14 protein-coding genes are annotated in these 19,578 nt (G+C 67.0%); 1 reads left to right on the plus strand and 13 read right to left on the minus strand.

Annotated elements, in window-relative coordinates; genetic code table 11:
* The first annotated feature begins 71 nt into the window (after positions 1–71).
* The gene (locus tag MKK62_RS26260) at positions 72–710 is read left to right on the plus strand and encodes a TetR/AcrR family transcriptional regulator (RefSeq protein WP_240263009.1); all 639 of its coding nucleotides are present in this window, start codon (positions 72–74) and stop codon (positions 708–710) included.
* On the opposite strand, the gene proB is transcribed toward MKK62_RS26260, so the two are convergent.
* The 13 genes from proB to MKK62_RS26325 form a co-directional block, all read right to left on the minus strand.
* Positions 707–1,813 carry a glutamate 5-kinase gene (gene proB / locus MKK62_RS26265; protein WP_240263913.1) on the minus strand — a complete coding sequence of 369 codons (1,107 nt, stop codon included), beginning with the start codon at positions 1,811–1,813 and terminating at the stop codon, positions 707–709. The two genes, MKK62_RS26260 and proB, sit on opposite strands and share 4 nt — an antisense overlap.
* On the minus strand, positions 1,806–3,254 hold the full coding sequence (obgE, locus tag MKK62_RS26270; protein WP_240263008.1) for a GTPase ObgE: 1,449 nt from the start codon (positions 3,252–3,254) through the stop codon (positions 1,806–1,808). The genes proB and obgE overlap by 8 nt, the downstream gene beginning before the upstream one ends.
* Positions 3,255–3,340: 86 nt before the next feature.
* Positions 3,341–3,604 (minus strand): 50S ribosomal protein L27, encoded by a 264-nt coding sequence (gene rpmA / locus MKK62_RS26275; protein ID WP_240263007.1) that lies wholly within the window; start codon positions 3,602–3,604, stop codon positions 3,341–3,343.
* A gap of 13 nt (positions 3,605–3,617) precedes the next feature.
* Complete coding sequence (gene rplU, locus MKK62_RS26280) at positions 3,618–3,929, minus strand: 50S ribosomal protein L21 (protein ID WP_240263006.1); 312 nt, start codon at positions 3,927–3,929, stop codon at positions 3,618–3,620.
* 274 nt (positions 3,930–4,203) lie between these two features.
* Positions 4,204–6,996: a ribonuclease E gene (gene rne, locus MKK62_RS26285; RefSeq protein WP_240263005.1), complete on the minus strand. Its 2,793-nt coding sequence runs from the start codon at positions 6,994–6,996 to the stop codon at positions 4,204–4,206.
* Positions 6,997–7,297: 301 nt separating this feature from the next.
* Positions 7,298–7,708 carry a nucleoside-diphosphate kinase gene (gene ndk / locus MKK62_RS26290; RefSeq protein WP_240263004.1) on the minus strand — a complete coding sequence of 137 codons (411 nt, stop codon included), beginning with the start codon at positions 7,706–7,708 and terminating at the stop codon, positions 7,298–7,300.
* A 136-nt stretch (positions 7,709–7,844) separates the two neighbouring features.
* Entirely contained in the window at positions 7,845–8,243 is a 399-nt protein-coding gene (locus tag MKK62_RS26295) for a DUF4233 domain-containing protein (protein WP_240263003.1), read from the minus strand.
* Entirely contained in the window at positions 8,240–9,682 is a 1,443-nt protein-coding gene (gene folC, locus MKK62_RS26300) for a bifunctional tetrahydrofolate synthase/dihydrofolate synthase (RefSeq protein ID WP_240263912.1), read from the minus strand. Before folC ends, MKK62_RS26295 begins: the two co-directional genes overlap by 4 nt.
* A gap of 2 nt (positions 9,683–9,684) precedes the next feature.
* Positions 9,685–12,348 carry a valine--tRNA ligase gene (locus MKK62_RS26305; RefSeq protein ID WP_240263002.1) on the minus strand — a complete coding sequence of 888 codons (2,664 nt, stop codon included), beginning with the start codon at positions 12,346–12,348 and terminating at the stop codon, positions 9,685–9,687.
* 55 nt (positions 12,349–12,403) lie between these two features.
* A complete protein-coding gene (locus tag MKK62_RS26310; protein WP_240263001.1) occupies positions 12,404–12,973 on the minus strand; it encodes a DUF937 domain-containing protein in 570 nt (189 codons plus the stop codon).
* Between the two features lie 99 nt (positions 12,974–13,072).
* Complete coding sequence (locus MKK62_RS26315; protein ID WP_240263000.1) at positions 13,073–14,332, minus strand: saccharopine dehydrogenase family protein; 1,260 nt, start codon at positions 14,330–14,332, stop codon at positions 13,073–13,075.
* A complete protein-coding gene (locus MKK62_RS26320) occupies positions 14,329–16,332 on the minus strand; it encodes a S9 family peptidase (RefSeq protein ID WP_240262999.1) in 2,004 nt (667 codons plus the stop codon). Before MKK62_RS26320 ends, MKK62_RS26315 begins: the two co-directional genes overlap by 4 nt.
* Positions 16,333–16,356: 24 nt before the next feature.
* Positions 16,357–19,509, minus strand: coding sequence for a bifunctional cytochrome P450/NADPH--P450 reductase (locus tag MKK62_RS26325; protein WP_240262998.1), 3,153 nt, complete (start codon positions 19,507–19,509; stop codon positions 16,357–16,359).
* Between the last annotated feature and the right edge of the window lie 69 nt (positions 19,510–19,578).

Genomic DNA, 19,578 nt, shown 5'->3' on the forward strand with positions numbered 1-19,578 from the left:
GGTCACAGGTTCAGAACACCACGACACTAAATCTAGACAGAGTGTCTAGTCAAGGTGTCATACTGGCTGACATGCCCTCTGTCACGCGCAAGCCGCAGGCCAAGCGGCAGGAACGGCGTGAGCAGATCGAGCGGCGCCTGCTCGACGCCACCGAACGGCTGATGCGCGACGGCGCCAGCTTCACCGAGCTCAGCGTCGACCGGCTGGCCACCGAAGCCGGAATGTCGCGGGCAAACTTCTACATCTACTTCGAGGACAAAGGGGACCTGCTGCGGCGGCTAGCCGGCCAGGTGTTCGGCGAACTCGCCGACAGTGCCGAGCTCTGGTGGGGTGTCGCATGGCGACACGATCCCGAGGACGTTCGCGCCGCGATGGCCGGAATCATTGCCAGCTACCGGCGACACCAGCCCGTACTGGTGGCACTCAACGAGATGGCCGGATACGACCCGCTGGTCTCGGCGACCTATCGCGAGCTCCTCACCGGCATCTCCCGGCGATTGACGCGGGTCATCGAGGACGGTCAGGCGGACGGCTCGATCCGCGCCGAACTGCCGGCGGCGACCACGGCCAGCGCGCTCAGCTGGATGGTCGAGCGGGCGTGTCAGCAGAACCTGCCGAACAACCCGCCCGAATACGATGTCGAGCTCGCCACCAGCCTCACCGAAATCGCCTGGGGCGCTCTATATCTCGCGCCAATACCGAAACGTTAGACGGCGACCAGGTCGTCGGCGTGCACCGCGGGCCGACGAAGCTCGACGGGCAAGTCCGATGTCGATCGACCGATCATCGCGGTCAACTCTGCGGCGTCATAGGCGACGACGCCGCGGGCCACCAGCGTGTCGTCGGGTCCGTTCAAGTCGACCACGTCGCCACCGTGAAAGCGACCGGCCAGCGCGGTGATGCCCGCTGGCAGCAACGAACGGCGTTGGCCCACAACGGCGCTCACCGCGCCTTGGTCGAGGGTCAGCGCACCCGCGGACTCCGCGGCGTAACGAACCCAGAAGCGGCGCGCCGACATTCGGTTGGGCCGCGCGGCGAACACCGTGCCCACTGAGGCGTCGACCAGCGCCGCCTCGGCGTGAGCCGCGGCGGCCAGGAGCACCGGAACCCCGGCATCGGCCGCCAGCAGCGCCGACGACAGCTTGGACGCCATGCCGCCGGTGCCCAGGTGGCTGCCCTGTCCGGCGATCACACCCTCCAGATCGTTCGGCCCGGAAACCTCGGGAATCAAACGGCTTTCGGCAGATTTGCGTGGATCGGAGTCGTAGAGGCCGTCGATGTCGCTCAGCAGGAAAAGCGCATCGGCGCCGACCAGGTGCGCGACCAGCGCCGAGAGCCGGTCGTTGTCGCCGAACCGGATCTCGTTGGTGGCCACCGTGTCGTTTTCGTTGACGATCGCAACGGCGTGCAGTGCGCGCAGTCGGTCGAGGGTGCGCTGAGCGTTGTTGTGCTGCACCCGCATCGAGATGTCGTGCGCGGTCAACAGAACCTGGCCGACGCTGCGCTGGTAGCGGGCAAACGCGGCGCTCCACGCATTGACCAGGGCGACCTGCCCGACGCTGGCGGCAGCCTGCTTGGTGGCAAGGTCGGTAGGCCGCCTCGACAAGCCCAACGGTTCGATGCCAGCGGCGATGGCACCCGACGACACGATCACCACGTCGGAACCGGCCTTCATCCGGGCCTCGATCGCATCGACGAGGCCGGCCAGCCGGCTGCCGTCGAACATGCCGGTCGGAGTGGTCAGCGCGGTGGTGCCGATCTTGACGACGACGCTGCGCGCGGTGCGGACCGCTTCGCGGGCAGGGCTATTCATCGCCGCCGTGTTGTTCACGCCGCTGACGCCTGGCCGCCTTGCGCTCCTCGGCGCCCACGCGCTCGCTGGTGTCCAGTCGCGTGTCGGTGCCGCGCCTGGTCATCAGGGTGTCGACACCGGCAGGCGTCTGCGGCTCCCAGTCGAACGTCATGTCACCGATAGTGACCGCGCAGCCGGGCCGGGCGCCCAGCCGCACCAGCTCGTCCTCGACACCCAACCGCGCCAACCGGTCACCCAGATAGCCCACCGCTTCGTCGTTGTCGAAGTTGGTCTGCGAGATCCAGCGTTCGGGCCGGCGGCCGCGGACCACGAAGCCGCCGTGGCCGTCGGATTCCACACTGAAGCCCGACTCGTCGACGGGCACCGGGCGGATCACCGGGCGTCGTGGCACGACCTCGGGCTGGGCGGCCTGGTAGTCGGCAACCATGTCGGCTAGCCCGAAGATCAACGGCTGCAACCCTTCTCGGGCAACCGTCGACACGATGAACACCGGCCAGCCGCGCGCGGCGATCTCGTCGCGGACGAACTCGGCCATCTCGCGGGCCTCGGGCACGTCGACCTTGTTGAGCACCACCGCACGGGGACGCTCGATCAGGTCGCCCAGCGTCGAATCCCCTTGCAGCGTGGGCGTGTAAGCGGCCAACTCGGCTTCGAGCGCGTCGATGTCGGAGATCGGGTCGCGACCGGGTTCGGCGGTCGCACAGTCCACCACGTGGACCAGCACCGCGCAGCGCTCGATGTGGCGCAGGAAGTCCAGACCGAGGCCGCGGCCCTGCGACGCGCCCGGGATCAGGCCCGGCACGTCGGCGACGGTGAAGGTCCGCTCCCCCGCCGATACCACTCCGAGGTTGGGGGCCAGTGTGGTGAAGGGATAGTCGGCGATTTTCGGCTTGGCCGCCGAGATTGTCGACACCAGGGAGGATTTGCCGGCCGAGGGAAATCCGACCAGTCCGACGTCGGCCACGGTCTTCAGCTCGAGTGTGAAGTCGCGTTCTTCACCCTTTTCGCCGAGCAGTGCGAATCCCGGTGCCTTGCGGGCGCGTGACGCCAGCGCGGCGTTACCCAGTCCGCCGCGACCGCCGGCGGCCGCCTCGAAGCGGGTGCCGGCGCCGACCAGGTCGGCGAGCATCCGGCCGTGTTCGTCGACGACGACGGTGCCGTCGGGGACTTTGATCTCGAGGTCGGGAGCGGCCGCGCCGGCGCGGTGTCCGCCCATGCCCTGCTTGCCGGATGCGGCCACGACGTGGGGGTGGAAATGGAAGTCGAGCAACGTGTGCACCTGCGGGTCGACGACCAGCACGACGCTGCCGCCGCGACCACCGTTACCGCCGTCGGGACCGCCGAGCGGCTTGAATTTCTCGCGATGAACCGAGGCGCAGCCGTTCCCCCCGGACCCGGCCCGGGCGTGGATGACCACGCGGTCGACGAATCGAGGAGCCATCGGAGAGTCCTTTCAATCGTCGAGTGTGAACCTGTTGCGTGGAATCGGTCTCAATCCCGCAGTGGTTTCACACCCGCGATGCAGACCTACTCCGAAGCGGCGGCCGAGACGATGTTGACCGTCTTGCGTCCGCGCTTGACACCGAATTCGACGGCGCCGGCAGCCTTGGCGAACAACGTGTCGTCGCCACCGCGACCGACGTTGACGCCGGGGTGGAAGTGCGTGCCGCGCTGGCGGACGAGGATCTCGCCGGCTTTGACCAGCTGGCCACCGAATCGCTTCACGCCCAGCCGCTGCGCTGCCGAGTCGCGACCGTTACGTGAGCTGGAAGCGCCCTTTTTGTGTGCCATGTCGCCTCGCCTCCTACTTGATTCCGGTGACCTTCAGGACCGTCAGCTGCTGACGGTGGCCCTGACGCTTGTGGTAGCCGGTCTTGTTCTTGAACTTGTGGATGCGGATCTTCGGGCCCTTGGTGTGCTCGAGCACCTCGCCGGTGACCGCGACCTTGGCCAGCGCGGCCGCGTCGGAGGTGACGTTGGCGCCGTCGACGACCAGCGCAACCGGCAGCGACACCTTCGCGCCGGGCTCGGAGTCGAGCTTCTCGACCTTGACGACGTCACCTACGGCAACTTTGTACTGCTTACCGCCGGTCTTGACGATTGCGTAGCTCGCCATGGTTACGTCTACCTCTGTTCTGGTTCTTGCGGGCGTCGCGCAGCGTTAACGAGCGCGGGCTGGTCGGGGGATGTCGGTCATGCTCCGGTCAACGGGCCTGACGACAACTGGTCCAGGGTACGTGACCAGCGGCTACAGGGTCAAACCGGCCGATCCCGGCCTCCCTGCGACGGGGCGGTTCGTGCAGCGAACCGAGGACGAGCAGGGCAAATCATCCCGCCCTGCGACGATGCGGTTCGTGCAGCGAACCGAGGAGAAGCAGGGCAAATCAGCTTCAGTGCGTCGGTGGACCTGCGGGTCGGGCTGCTGCTCGGCGCCGACGAGGCCGCGCCGGAACCTCAGCGACCTCCTGGTCCTCGTCCTCGTCATCGGCGTCGTCCTCGTCGTCGAGGTCGTCGTCCTCGTCGTCATCGGCGTCGTCCTCGTCATCGAGGTCGTCGTCCTCGTCGAGGTCGTCGTCATCGTCGTCGAGATCCACTTGGTCGGTGTCGTCTTCGTCGTCGTCACCGTCGTCGGTTTCGTCGTCGAAGTCGTCGTCCAGGTCGTCTTCGGCGCTCTCCTGCGGGCCCTGCTTACGCAACTGCTCGTCGGCTTCGGAATCGGCCCGGTCCTCGTCGGTTGCGTGCTCCGCGTCCTCGGTGTGCTCCGACTCGTCGTCATGGTGGCCGCCGTTGGCTGCGGCCATCGCCTTGAACATCGGGTGCTCGCCGGGCGCATGGGCGGGCACGGTGGCGACGACCTGCTCCTCGGTCTTGCCTTTCTTGGACCGTCGACCCCGGCGGCTGCCGGACTCGGACTTGCGCCCAATGGCCGGCGCCGAGTCGACGGGGTCGGCATGCAGCATGATGCCCCGGCCGCTGCAGTGCGGGCAGGTCGTGGAGAAGGCCTCGATCAGGCCGGTGCCCAGCCGCTTACGGGTGAGCTGGACCAAACCCAGCGAGGTCACCTCCGAGACCTGGTGCCGGGTCCGATCGCGGGCCAGCGCTTCGGTCAGCCGCCGCAACACCAGGTCGCGGTTGGATTCGAGGACCATGTCGATGAAGTCGATGACGACGATCCCGCCGATGTCGCGCAACCGCAGCTGACGGACCGTCTCCTCGGCCGCCTCGAGGTTGTTCTTGGTGACGGTCTGCTCGAGGTTGCCCCCGGAGCCGGTGAACTTGCCGGTGTTGACGTCGACGATGGTCATCGCCTCGGTCCGGTCGATCACCAGCGTGCCCCCGGAGGGCAGCCACACCTTGCGGTCCATCGCCTTGGCGAGCTGCTCGTCGATGCGGTGCACGGCGAACACGTCGGGCCCCTCATCGCTGGGCGGCTCGTATTTGTTCAGCTTCGAAACCAGTTCGGGCGCAACCGAACTCACATAGTCGTTGATGGTCTTCCAGGCGTCCTCGCCGGACACCACGAGCTTGGCGAAGTCCTCGTTGAACAAGTCGCGGATGACCTTGACCAACACGTCGGGCTCTTCGTAGAGCGCCACCGCGGCGCCGGCCGCCTTCTCCTTGGTCTCGGTCGCTCGCGCGGCGATCTCGTTCCAGCGTTCCTGCAGTCGAGTGACGTCGGCGCGGATGTCCTCTTCTTTGACACCCTCGGACGCGGTCCGGATGATCACCCCCGCGTCGGACGGGACGACCTCTTTGAGGATCTCCTTGAGCCGCTGGCGCTCGGTGTCAGGCAGCTTGCGGCTGATGCCGGTGGACGAAGCGCCGGGCACGTAGACCAGGTAGCGACCGGCCAGCGACACCTGCGTGGTCAGCCGGGCCCCCTTATGGCCCACCGGGTCCTTGCTGACCTGAACGACCACGTAGTCGCCGGGCTTGAGCGCCTGCTCGATTTTGCGGTTGGACCCGCCCAGGCCCGCGGCCTCCCAGTTCACCTCGCCGGCGTAGAGCACGCCGTTGCGGCCGCGGCCGATGTCGACGAACGCCGCCTCCATCGAAGGCAGCACGTTCTGCACGATGCCCAGATAGATGTTGCCGACCAGCGACGCCGATGCCGCCGAGGTGACGAAGTGTTCGACGACGATGCCGTCTTCGAGCACGGCGATCTGGGTGTAGCGGCTGCCGGGGTGCGGCGGCTCGGTGCGGACCTTGTCGCGGACGACCATGACCCGCTCGACAGCCTCGCGGCGGGCCAGGAACTCGGCTTCGGTCAGGACCGGCGGGCGGCGGCGTCCGGCGTCGCGGCCGTCGCGGCGGCGCTGACGCTTGGCTTCGAGACGGGTGGAACCGTCGATACCCTGAATCTCGTTGTTGCTGGAGTCAGGCTTGTTCTTGGCACGCGGAGCCCGCTCGTGCACGACCGTGTTCGGCGGGTCGTCTGGCGACGGCGTGTCGGCTTCAGCGTCGTCGCCGGAGCCGGACTTGCGCCGACGGCGGCGTCGACGACGCTTGGTGGCCCCGTCACCTGCACCGTTGTCGTCGTCGGTGGAGTCGGAGTCGTCGGTGTCGTCGTCAGAGTCGTCATCGGACTCGGCGTCGTCGTCGGCCGCCTTGTCGGATTTGGGCCCGTCGCCGGAGCCGTTCTCAGAGCCGTTCTGCTCTCCACGGCCACGACCTCGCCCACGGCGCCCCCGACGGCGGCGGCGATTGGCTGGACGGTCGGCCTGGTCGTCGTCGCTTTCAGCATCGCCGTCGAAGTCGTCGTCGTCATCGTCGTCGTCGTCCGAGGCGGTGGACTCGTCGGACTTCTCCGGAACCTCAACCCGCGCGACGGGCTGCGGCGCCACGAACAACGGCATGTATTCGGGCCGCTCTACCGGCGGGGTCTCCAGCAGCAGTCGCGACTCTGGTTCCTCCGCCTCGGCGTTGGCATCCGCCGCCACCACGGTCGCGCCGACCGGCGCCGGCGCGTTGGCCAGCAGGTCGCGGACGCGGACCGCGTCGACTCGTTCCACGGTGGAATGAGCGCTGCGGACCCGCCCGTCGAGTTCGGTGAGTGCGTCGAGCACCTTGCGGCTGGTCGTTCCCAGCACTCGGGCCAGGGAGTGGACCCTCAACCGTTCTGGCAGCTCCTCGCCCTGCGACGACGCTTCGGGAACTTCTGAGAATGGGCCACCGTCTATCACGAATTCTCCTCTAGCCCCCGGGCGCGTCGTGTCGACGCGGCCACGCGAGGGCTTCACTATGTGCCCGGGTCACTTTCTCCCGGGCTTGTAATGGTCTTGCCCCGAGCAGTTCGGGTCGAACACACTCGGTGCCGGTCTGAATGATGGCTGGACAGCCGCGCCGCGAATCGCGGTGGTCGCGCTTGCCGAAGTCTTCATTCGGGCTTCCGTCGACATTCCAAAGCCGGTCCGGCGACGTTCACCCGTCTATCAGTATCCCATACCGCTGCAGCGGGCTGGACCAAGTGCGCCGACCCGTTATCTAAGCCTTATCGAACCAGAGCGCGATTTCACGCTCTGCTGACTCCGGCGAATCGGAGCCGTGCACCAGGTTGTACTGCGTTTCGAGCCCGAAATCGCCGCGGATGGTGCCGGGCAGGGCCTTCTCGACCGGATCGGTCCCGCCCGCCAGCTGCCGGATCGCGACAATTGCCCGCGGACCTTCGATGATCGCCGCTACCAGCGGCGATGAGGTGATGAACTCGACCAGCGAGCCGAAGAACGGCTTGCCGTCGTGCTCGGCGTAGTGGCGTTTGGCCAGCTCCTCGCTGACGGTCCGCAATTCCAGCGCTGCAATGGTCAAGCCCTTGCGCTCGACACGGCCGAGGATCTCGCCGACCAGGCGACGTTCGACACCATCGGGCTTGATCAACAGCAGGGTCCGCTCGCTCATCGGGAGCTGCTCCTCCTGTCCCTTTCGGATCGCACTGCCCTGCTTATCGTCGACAGCTCGCTCATCGGGAGCTGCTCCTCCTCATCGCTTCGCTCTGCATCGTCGACCGCTCGGTCACGGCGCACAGCGTAGCCGATCAGTCCGGGTGCCCGTCCTGACCAGGGAGCAGCCCGAGGCGCTCTCGACGCAGAACCTCCCACCGCACGTAGAAGATCAGCGCCCACACCACGGCAAAGATCAGGCCGATGACCCCGATGCCCGGGTAGATGGCAAAGCCGGCGACGGCGATCAGCTGCGCGCCGAGGTCGGCCCAGATGGCCCAGGAGCGGCCCTGCAGCCCCGCCAGGACGACCAGCAGCGCCGTCAAACCCAGCAGGTAGGTCAACGCGACGGCGGTCAGGCCGCCGCCGACCGCCCCGACCACCGGCAAAGCCAGCAGCACGACGATCGCTTCGAGGAATAGCGTGCCGGCGGTGACGCCGCGAAAGCTCTTCCACGGATCCGGTTTTGGCGTTTGTGACGGCTGGGCGGTCACGCGGGATCACGCCCGAACAAAGAGCGGGCAGCCCCGGCGGTGACCACCGAACCCGTAATGACGATGCCGGTTCCCGAGAACGACTCGCCTTCGGCGTCGGCCTCGTCGACGAGCGCGGTGGCGGCGTCGATGGCATCGCGCAGGTTCTCTGCGGTGACCACCCGGTCGGGCCCGAAATACTGCTGGGCCGTCAATGCCAGCGTCTCGACGTCCAGCGCACGCGGAGACCCGTTGTGCGTCACCACAATCTGGTCAAAAACCGGCTCGAGCGTTGCCAGGATGCCGCCGACGTCCTTGTCCCCCATCACGCTCACCACGCCGACCAGGAACCGGAAGTCGAACTCCTCGGCCAGCGACTGGGCGAGCGCGGCCGCGCCCGCCGGGTTGTGCGCGGCGTCGACGAACACCGTTGGGGCGCTGCGCATCCGCTCGAGTCGCCCGGGGCTGGCCACCGCGGCGAAACCCGCTCGCACCGCGTCGATGTCGAGCTGGCGGTTCGCGCCGGCACCGAAGAACGCCTCGACCGCGGCGAGTGCGATCGCCGCGTTGTGGGCCTGGTGTTCGCCGTGCAGCGGCAGGAACACGTCCGAGTAGACCCCGCCCAGGCCCTGCAGCTCGAGCAGCTGGCCACCGATCGCGACCTGGCGGCTCAACACCGCGAACTCCGAATCCTCGCGCGCCACAGCGGCATCGGCTCGCACGCTCTGGGCCAGCACGACCTCCATGGCCTCGGGCACCTGACGCCCGATGACCGCAACCGTGTCCGGCGCGCCGTCCTCGGCGCGGTGGATGATGCCGGCCTTCTCACCCGCGATGCCGGCGATGTCGTCGCCGAGATACTCGACATGGTCGACGCTGATCGGGGTGATCACCGCGACCGGCGCGTTGACCACATTCGTGGCGTCCCAGCGTCCGCCCAAACCCACTTCGATCACCGCCACCTCGATCGGGGCATCGGCGAACGCGGCAAACGCCATCGCGGTGAGCACCTCGAACTTGCTCATCGCGGGGCCTCCGTTGGCCTGAGACTGCTGGTCGATCATCTGCACAAACGGTTCGAGTTCGGTGTAGGTCGACACGTAAGTCGCTGGGCTGATGGGCTTTCCGTCGATCGCGATGCGTTCGACCGCGGACTGCAGGTGCGGGCTGGTGGTACGTCCGGTGCGTCGCTGCAGGGCGGTCAGCAATGCGTCGACCATCCGGGCCACCGAGGTTTTGCCGTTGGTGCCGGCGATGTGGATCGAGGGATAGCTGCGCTGCGGCGACCCGAGCAGATCCATCAGCGCCGAAATGCGGTCCAGGCTGGGCTCGATCTTGGTTTCCGGCCAGCGCTGGTCGAGTAGGTGCTCGACCTGGAGCAGCGCCGCGATCTCGTCGGGGGTCGGTACCGCCTCGACAGGCTGCGGGTCGTCGCCGTCGTAGTCCGGATCCGGCTCCAAAGTCACGCGAGCCCGTCCAACCTGGCCTTGATACGTTCGGTTTCCTCGCGCGCGACCCGCTGGCGCTCGCGTTGCTTCTCGACCTCCGCCTCAGGGGCTTTGGCCATAAAATTGGGATTGCCCAATTTCTTTGTGGTGGTGTCCAATTCCTTCTGCGCGGCGGCCAGAGCCTTTTCCAGGCGGCGCCGCTCGGCGGCCACGTCGATCGTGCCGGAGGTGTCGAGTTCGACGACGACGATGCCGCCCTTGAGCCCGACCTCCAACGACGCCGACGGGTTGAAATCCGCTGCGGGCTCGTTCAGCCACGCCAGCGCCGTGACGGCGCCGATCTGGCTGCTCAGGTCGGCGGAGTCGATGCCCGACAGTCGCGCCGGCACTTTCTGCCGGTCGGCCAGCCCTTGGTCGCTACGGAAGCGGCGAATCTCGGTGACCAACTTCTGCATATCGGTGATCCGTTGCTCGGCAACCGGATCCAAGGCAATACCGGATGACTGCGGCCATTCGGCGATCACCAGGGACTCGCCGCCAGTGAGCTTCTTCCACAGCGTCTCGGTGACGAACGGGATGACCGGGTGCAGCAGCTTGAGCAAAGCGTCCAGCACGAAGGCCAGCACGGCGGTGGTGTGCTCGTCCGCGGCCGACAATTGCACCTTGGCCAACTCGAGATACCAGTCGCAGAACTCGTCCCACGCGAAGTGATAGAGCGACTCGCAGGCTCGGCTGAACTCGTAGGCGTCGAACGCCGAATCCACCTCGGTGCGAACCTCTTCGAGCCGGCCCAGGATCCAGCGGTCGGCGTCGGTGAGCTCGTCGAGGCCCGGTAGCGGCGCCGGTGCGGCGCCGTTCATCATCGCGAACCGGGTGGCGTTGAAGAGCTTGGTCGCGAAGTTACGCGACGCCCGGGCGGCATCCTCGCCGATCGACAGGTCACCGCCGGGGCTGGCACCACGGGCCAACGTGAAGCGCAGCGCGTCCACCCCGAACGTCTGGACCCAGTCCAGCGGGTCGATGCCGTTGCCCTTGGACTTGCTCATCTTGCGGCCGAACTCGTCGCGGATCAGGCCGTGCAGGAACACATTCTGAAACGGCACCTGCGGGCCGCGTGCGCCGTCGAGCGTGATGACGTCGTCCCCGCCGACGAAGGTGCCGAACATCATCATCCGCGCCACCCAGAAGAAGATGATGTCGTAACCGGTCACCAAAACGGTTGTCGGATAGAACTTCTCGATCTCGGCGGTGCGGTCCGGCCAGCCCAGAGTGGAGAACGGCCACAGCGCCGACGAGAACCAGGTGTCGAGCACGTCGGGGTCCTGCTCCCAGCCTTCGGGCGGGGTCTCGTCCGGGCCGACGCACACCATCTGCCCGTCGGGACCGTGCCAGATTGGGATCCGATGTCCCCACCACAGCTGGCGGGAGATGCACCAGTCGTGCATGTTGTCCACCCAGCCGAACCAGCGCGGCTCGAGGCTCTTCGGGTGAATCACCGTGTCTCCGTTGCGCACAGCGTCGCTCGCGGCCTTGGCCAACGACTCCACCCTGACCCACCACTGCAGCGACAGCCGCGGCTCGATCGGCTCCCCGCTGCGCTCAGAGTGCCCGACGCTGTGCAGGTACGGCCGTTTCTCGGCGACGATACGGCCTTGCGCGGCCAACTCCTCGCGGACTTTGATGCGCGCGTCGAAGCGGTCCAGGCCGTCGAATTTCGTTCCGGTGTCGGCGATTCGGCCGCGGGTGTCGAGCATCGTCGGCATCGGCAGCTTGTGCCGCAAACCGATCTCGAAGTCGTTGGGGTCGTGCGCAGGCGTCACTTTGACCGCTCCCGTTCCGAACTCGGGATCGACGTGCGCGTCGGCCACGATCACGATGTCGCGGTCGATGAAGGGGTGCGGAAGGGTCTGGCCGACCAGGTCGCGGTACCGCTCGTCGTCGGGGTGCACCGCGATCGCGGTGTCGCCGAGCATGGTCTCGAGCCGGGTGGTGGCGACCACGATGTGCGGTTCGTCGTCGTTCATGGAGCCGTAGCGGAACGAAACCAGCTCGCCCTCGACGTCCTTGTAGTCGACCTCGATGTCGGAGATCGCGGTCTCGAGCACCGGCGACCAGTTGACCAGTCGCTCGGCACGGTAGATCAGGCCGGCCTCGTAGAGCTGTTTGAAGATCGTGCGGACCGCCCGCGACAGCCCTTCGTCCATCGTGAAACGGTCGCGGCTCCAGTCGACGCCGTCACCCAGCGCCCGCATCTGCCAGCCGATGTTGCCACCGGTCTCGCGCTTCCAGTCCCACACCTTTTCGACGAACAGTTCGCGGCCGAGGTCCTCTTTGCTCTTGCCGTCGGCGGCGAGCTGCTTTTCGACGGCGATCTGTACCGCGATGCCGGCGTGGTCCATCCCGGGCTGCCACAGCACCTCGTAACCCTGCATGCGCTTGCGTCGGGTCAGGGCGTCCATCAGCGTGTGGTCGAGCGCGTGACCCATGTGCAGGCTGCCGTTGACGTTCGGCGGCGGCAGCACGATCGAATACGGCGGCTTGTCACTGGTGGGGTCGGCGGTGAAATAGCCGGCGTCGACCCAACGCTGATAGATCTCGGCTTCTACTGCGCCCGGATCCCACGCCTTAGGCAGATCGTCTGCCCGCGAGTCAGCGGTGCGTTCTGGGCTTGTGGTCACGCGTCAAGTCTAGAAAGCCCCGAGGCGCGCGACGAACGCCGCCCGTCGCGGGCGGTTACTTCTTTCCGAACAGTCCACCGAGGATCTCGCCCGCCTTGGAGCCCAGCGCCTTGCCGAGCGCGGTGCCCAGCGATGCGTTGCCGCCGGCCACCTCGCCCAGAATGCTGCCCAGCACGTCGTTGAGCGCACCCCCGGATGACGCTTCCTTTTTGGTCGGGGCTTCCTTCTGGCCGAGCTGCTTACCGATATAGGCGAGCACGATCGGAGCCAGGATCGGCAGGAGCTGCTTGAGCAGGTCGCTGTTACCACCGCCGCCAGCCAAAGCGCTGGCGACCTGGGCGGCGTCGTTGCCGCCGAAGATCTTCGCGATGGCCTGCTGACCGTCGGACTCATCGACGTGATCCAGGCTCACGCCGCCGTCGAGCAGACCGCTGGCGGCGTGGTTGTCGGCCGCGGAAGCGATGTTGCCGGCGTGCTCGGGGTCCTGCGCGTTCTCCTGAAGGCCGCCGACGAGCACCGGCACCAGCAGTCGCACCGCCTGGTCCACGTCCTTTTCGTCGGCGCCGATCTTGCTGGCGATGTCACTCGTCGGAATCTGGGACAGCAGATCTTCAAGACCAGACATGGACCCGTCCACCTAACGTCGCTTCCAGTGGTGTGATTCTGCCGATGACACTAGCCCAGCCGATCTTGTTCGACAGGAGTTCTTTTCAGGCAAGATCGATCAGCGGTGCATCAACCGGGCGGTCTCGAGGGAAACCTCCGCGGCCGGCAATCGGGCCATCAGCGCATCGCCCATCGCGGCCGCCGGGGTCAGCACTCCGCGCAGATCCGACAGCGCGTCACGGTCTTGGGCCAGGGCCAGACCACTTTCTCCCAACAGCACCGCGGTGGCCTTGTAGCCGGGGTCACCCTTCTGCGACATGGTGGCGACGTAGCGCGCGCCGGAGGTGGTCGTCGTATAAGTCTCGACTTTGTAGAAGCCGCGCTCGCGGACCGCTTCGCTCGGCCCAGTGCCTGGTTTGGGAAGCGCCCGATCCACCAGTTTGCGCGGCAGTAGGCGGAAATAGCGACTACCCAGTGCTGACGCCGCATTGCTCACGCCGGTGATCACAGCCGAGACGACCGGCGCCGCGAAGGACGACCCGACGCTCATGTGCTCGCTGTAGCGAAACCGCCTACCGTAGGCGTAGTCCTGTAACGCGTTGCTGCGCCGAACAATTCGGGTATTCGGCCCTGCCATCATGAAGGCCGCCGTGTACAGGCCGGTCAGCTCCGGCGCGATCTGACCGCCACGGCGTCGACGCAGATCCGGTTGCGGGCCGAGTTCGGGCTCCGCGCCCCGGTCCGGGCTGAGGGTGTACGGATCGGCGAATTGCCGGCGTGCATCGGGATCCCTCGACACCGCGTCGAACACCTCCACCCCTGATGCGATAGTGCCGCCGGACAGGCCACCGGAGAGCGACCGCACGACGAAGTCGGTGTCGGTCAATTCACCGCTGCCGTCTGCGAGAGCGCGTCGGTGGAGCGCGTAAACCGTGAGATCCGAAGGCACGGAGTCGAACCCGCACGCGTGCACGATGCGGGCGCCGGTGTCCTGAGCCTGCTTGTGGTAGAGGTCGATGCTGTCGCGGATGAACGGCGGTTCGCCGGTCAGGTCGGCGTAGTCGGTGCCCGCCGCCGCGCAGGCAGCCACCAGTGGCAGGCCGTACCTGCTGTAGGGCCCGACGGTGGTGATCACCACCTGCGTCCGCTCGGCCATGGCGTCCAGCGTCTTCGGCGACGAGGCATCGGCGGTCAGCAGCTGCCACGACTGCGCCGACGGCCCCAGCGTGTCGCGGATCGCCCGCAACCGATCGGTCGACCGGCCGGCCAGCGCGATGCGCGCGCTGCCGCCGGCCCGGGCCAGGTATTCGGCCGTCAGCTTGCCGACGAAGCCGGTCGCGCCGTAGAGGACGATGTCGTATTCGCGCGTCGCAGTCACGCGCGCGACGCTACTCCGAGCGCCCCGGGCCAATCCACGCGTTCCCCCAGCACGTGCTCAGCAAGGAACGCCAGCACCGTTTCGTACCAGATCTTGGCGTGCTGCGGCGCGAGCACCCAGTGGTCCTCGGACGGGAAATACAGAAATCGATGCGGGCTGCTGCCGTCCTCACCGGCCGGCAGCGCCGATGAGTCCAACAACTCGTACCAGAGCCGAAGACCCTCACCGATCGGCACGCGATAATCCTTGTCGCCGTGGATAACCAGCATCGGGGTGCGGATGTTGCCTACGAAACGGTGCGGCGAATTGGCCGCGGTCATCTCCGGCGTCATCTCGCGTCGCCAGTAGTAGGCGGTGTCGGTGGTCGGACCGAACTGGTCGAGCGCCCACAAACTGGCATGGGTCACGATCGCGGCGAACCGGTCGGTGTGGCCCGCGATCCAGTTCGCCATGTATCCGCCGAAGGAGCCGCCCATCGCGGCGGTTCGGGTCGCGTCGATGCGGGGGTGCGCGCAGGCCGCGTCGGTCGCGGCCATCAGATCGTCGAAAGGCGGTCCGCCCCAAGCGCCCCAACCGCGCTGGATGAAGTCCTGCCCGTAACCGGTCGACAGTGCCGGATCGGGCAGCAGCACCGCGTAGCCCTTCGCCGCCATCAGCCACGGGTTCCAGCGCCAGGCCCAGCCGTTCCAGCTGCCAAGCGGCCCGCCGTGTACCCATAACAGCAGTGGAGCGCGCGCCTCGCCTTCGGGCAGCACCAGCCACGACCGCACCGTGGTGCCGTCGGCAGCTTTCGTGGACATCTCGGTCAATGTGCCCGGCAGCGCGGGCAATTCGAGGCACGGAAGCGTCGTGACGGTGCCGTCGGGGTCGATGCGCACCGGGTGTGGCGGTGCGGCATAGGAACTCCGCAACGCGTACAGCACCCCGTCGGGTGCGGTGACGACGTCGCTGTAACCGAAATCGTCGTCGGTGAGTTGCGTGACGGTCGCTTCCTGGACGTCCACGCGGAAGATCGGCGCGCGGCCGTTCTGGTCAGCGGTGACGACCAGCGTCGCGCCGTCGCCAGACCAGGCGATAGAACTCGGCCGCCGGTCCCATTCTTCGGCCAGGGTCCGCGGAGCATCACCAAATTCCATGTGCTGCAATGTCATTCGTGGGGCCCGGTGTGGGGTGGTGATGGTCTCGCGGGTAAACGCGACACTCGAGCCGTCGGGCGCGATCGCGGGATGGTCCAGGTTGGCGTCAGGATCGTCGGCGATCACACTTCGCTGCCCGGAGGCCAACTCGATCCTCATCAGCACCGACCGCTGGGTGGGCCCGGGCCCACTGAGCTGCCACGTCGTGACGAGGAAGGCGCCGTCGGCGCTGATGTCGAAATCGGCGTCTCCGAAGCCGGCGGCCAGCAGAGCGGCACCCGGATGCGGCGTCAGGTCACGTAATCCCTTGGCGTCGAGGAGATGCGGCTCACCCGGCCCGACGTCGGCGTTCCAGAACCGCACCGGGTAGTCGGTGTGCAAAATCGCGGTGATCTTGCCGTCTTTGCGTAGGTCGCGCAACCGGCGATCCTCGTCGACATCGGCCGCCGCCGGTAACATCGCCGCGCTGATCACCGTGGTATCGGCGCCGCGTGCGGTGCGTACGGCGCTGACGCCCCCGGGCGCGCTCGACACCTCGACGGCCTCGCCGCCCCCAGCCGGCAGCCGCCAGAGCGATGCGGGCGGCTTGCTGTCGTCATCGGTCGGCCGCGACGACAGGAACAGCAGGTCGCCGTCGGTCGTGAACGTCGGCGCCGACTCACCGTTGGCGCTGCGGGTCATCCGCCGGGCCGGGCGCCGGCCGCCGGGGTCGAGCTCCCACACGGCGCTGACGTACTCGTTCCGCTTGTCGTTGAGCTCGGCCACCGTCGTCACCAACCGCGAGCCGTCCGCCGAAAGGGCGAGACCGGAGACGCGCGGGAGTGCTACGTAGTCGTCGAGATTGTCGAACGGCGATGAGGTCATCCGTCGTTGGTAACACAGGCTGCGTCAGCCGGCCCAGACGTCCTCGACGTAGTGGTCGGATTCAACGAGGCTGCTCAGCCAGTCGTGGGCGTGGCTGTCGTCGGCGCCCGTGCGCGCCCGATAGATGTCCAAGAACGACCTTCGCACGGCCGGCGCCATGCGGGCGCCGTCACCGCACACGTAGACGTGGGCGTCTTTGGCTGGATCGCCCAGCAGGTCCCACACTTCGTCGGCGTCCGCGGCGATCCTGTCTTGCACATAGCGAACCCCGTCGTGCGGCGCACGGGAGAACGCGGGTCGCATTCGCACGATGCCCAGCGCTTCGGCCTGCTCGAACCGGTCACGGAAGATGTAGTCGACGTCCGGGTCACGGACTCCGAAAAAGCAGAGCGCCGGCTGCACCGGAGCCCCGGCGCGTTGCGCGGCGAGCCGGTCACCAAGGAAACCGAGAAACGGCGCGACGCCGGTGCCGGCGCTGACCAGGATCACAATCTTGGCCGGATCGGCACCGGCGCGAAACGCCTGCCGGGCGGGGTCAATCCGGGCCCGGATCACCTGTCCGGGTCGGACTGTCGCGAGATAGTTGGACGCGACGCCCTTGAATAGACCGTGCCCGGACCGGGCCGGCGCGTCGAGCACGCTGACAACCAGCCCCACCGTGCGCGGTGACAGCATCGACGAGGAGGCGATCGAATAGTGCCTCGGCACCATCGGATCGAGTAACTCAAGCAGTTCGGCACCGGTAAGGACACATTCCGGGCAGTCTTCGAGGCACTCCAATACGCTCAGCGGACAGCCGTCCGGTGCCTCGGACAGTTCGGTCAGCCGCCGACGCTGCTCAGGATTGGTGTTGGCGGCGGCGAGGCTGCGTAATTGGCTGCTGGTCACCGGTTTTCGCAATTCGACGAAGTGGGTGAGCAGTTCCCGTGCGCTGACCTCCCGGTCCAGCGCGATGAGCCGTCGCGAGCTGCGCCGCGGGTTGATCGACAGCCGCAGTTCGGCGTCGATGCCGAGCTGAGCCAATACCGCATCGACCACCTCGGGCGGGTTGTCGGCCATCACCGTCAGATGGTCGCCGGTCTGATAGTCGACGCCCTCGGGAAGATCCACGCGGACATTGGCTTTCGCCTGACCCAGCCCCGGTGCAACCAACTGGGTGTTCTCGACGACGGTCATCGCGATCACCGACGACCGAGCGTCCATCGCCGCCGTCACCGGGCCGATAATTCTGCGTAGCTCGTACAGCGGCTCGGCCGCATCCGTGACCGGGGCAGCGTTGGGGTCGCCGAAGAGTTCCGCCAGCGACGCCCACAGCCCAGCGGCGAACCCCTCGACCGAACCGACCAGGTCGCCCGAGGTATCGGCAGCTGCCCGCGGGACCAATCGATGGGCTCCCAACTCGCCCAGCCGCTCGTCGATGCGCTGAGGAATCACCTGGTAAGTGTCGGCCCAGTTGTGGTCACCGACGCCGAGCACCGCCACATTGGGCGCCGGATGCAGCCTGGTATTCGCGTCGAGCAACCAGGCGAGGAAGGCACGCGCATCGTCTGTCGGTTGCCCGTTGTAGGACGACGCGATGATCACGACGGCTTCGGCTTCGGGAAATCCACCGGCGGCTTCATCGAGAGGAGACACCGTGGCCACGCAACCGAGAGCCGTTGCATCGTCGGCGAATTGCCGGGCCAAGGCCCGACAGGTGCCGAGGTTGGAGCCGTGCAGAACGGCCAGCCTGGTCCCGGCCGATATCGCGGTGGGGCGTTGCGCCGCGTCCTGCGCGGCCGGGTTCTCGGTGTGACGGATGTCGGCCCGTCGGTCCTGCGGTGTACGCCGGATCAGGTCGAGCCGGAATCCGACCGGCCGACGACTGGTCGGTGACTCCCATTGCGGGACATAGTGATACGTGTCGATCAGACGGTAGCGATGAACCAGTCTGGACAGCGCTAAGGCTGCTTCGTGCAGTGCGAATTGGCGGCCGATGCACGACCGGGCACCTGATCCGAAGGGCTTGAACAATGCGGCCGGCCGAGAAGAGCTGCGTTCGGCAGCGAAGCGGCCGGGGTCGAAGAATTCGACGTTGTCGCCCCAGCCCGGCTGTCGGTGCAGCGCGCCGGTGAGTACGGTGACCGCTTCACCGCGCTGGACCGGATAGGTGTCGCCGATAACGGTGTCTTCCAGAGCCATTCGATCGAAGTGCAGCACCGGCGGGGAGAGCCGCAGAGTTTCCTCGATGACTTGTCGTAGATAGGTCATCTTGCCGATGTCGTCGTAGCTCGGCAGATAGTCGTCGTCGACGCCGAACACGCTATCGACTTCGGCGCGCACCTGATGCAGCACGGCCGGATCGCTGACGATGTTGTACAGCGCGTTCGGCATCAACTCCGACGTGGTGAGCTGACCCGCGATCAGAAACGTCAGAATCTGGTTGTGCACGTTTGCCGTCGGCAATACCGGTTCGCCGTTCGAGTCCTGTTGCAGCATCAACGTCAACAGGTCGTCGAACTCGCTTTCACCCGACCGGTGCTCGGCAATCAGCCCGTCGATGAACTCGTGCAACTTGGCCGATTCCGCTTGGAACGCCGGTGTCGCTGCGCCAGAACCCAACTCCCCCAACGCCGTGGTGAAACTCTGCGGTATCGGGGCCAGGCCGGGGTAGTCGAACGACTGAAAACGCGAACCGAATCCGGCCAGCGCAACCGTGTCCATCGCCAACTTCTGCAGGTCGGTCGACACATCCACGGCCGCGCGCCCGACGCTGGCATCCCATCGTTCGATCAGTAGGCAGTTGATGTCCAGCATCGCCGCGTGGTAGGCGCGCAGGCCCGCATAGCTGAAGCCCGGCATCAGGACATCGTGGGCGGCTTCCCAATTCGGTTCGCCGTGGTACGCCGTGAAAAGGCCGTCGCCTGCCAGCGGTCGGACCCGGGCAAGAGTGGCCGTGAGGTTCTTGGCGAATCGGCTCTCGTCGCACAACTCGGCGACCAGTTCCGGAGAGCACACATAGAGCTTTTTGAAGCCGCCGTTGAAATCGGCGTAGAAGATCGGGCCGTGCAGCTCGCCCAGTAGGTCCACCGGCAGCGCGCGCGGCCGGCCGGCCAACTGGTCCGCGCCCGGCAGCGGTCCTTCCGCCGATGGGATGCCCGGCAGATCCGGCGGCTGCGAGACACGGAACTGGCTCACGCGGGCAGCATAAGTTTCGCGTCGACGTTTGGGTCGAGTTCCGCCGATGTCGACCAGGTCGCCTAACCG

The organism is Mycobacterium paraterrae, assembly GCF_022430545.2.
Classification (GTDB): Bacteria; Actinomycetota; Actinomycetes; order Mycobacteriales; family Mycobacteriaceae; genus Mycobacterium; species Mycobacterium paraterrae.

Bases quoted from the DNA above. Each gene is read 5' to 3' on its own strand.
- proB (WP_240263913.1), bottom strand. From the start codon at position 1,813: ATGAATAGCCCTGCCCGCGAAGCGGTCCGCACCGCGCGCAGCGTCGTC.
- rpmA (WP_240263007.1), bottom strand. From the start codon at position 3,604: ATGGCACACAAAAAGGGCGCTTCCAGCTCACGTAACGGTCGCGACTCG.
- MKK62_RS26320 (WP_240262999.1), bottom strand. From the start codon at position 16,332: ATGACCTCATCGCCGTTCGACAATCTCGACGACTACGTAGCACTCCCG.
- ndk (WP_240263004.1), bottom strand. From the start codon at position 7,708: ATGAGCGAGCGGACCCTGCTGTTGATCAAGCCCGATGGTGTCGAACGT.
- obgE (WP_240263008.1), bottom strand. From the start codon at position 3,254: ATGGCTCCTCGATTCGTCGACCGCGTGGTCATCCACGCCCGGGCCGGG.
- MKK62_RS26260 (WP_240263009.1), top strand. From the start codon at position 72: ATGCCCTCTGTCACGCGCAAGCCGCAGGCCAAGCGGCAGGAACGGCGT.
- MKK62_RS26310 (WP_240263001.1), bottom strand. From the start codon at position 12,973: ATGTCTGGTCTTGAAGATCTGCTGTCCCAGATTCCGACGAGTGACATC.
- rplU (WP_240263006.1), bottom strand. From the start codon at position 3,929: ATGGCGAGCTACGCAATCGTCAAGACCGGCGGTAAGCAGTACAAAGTT.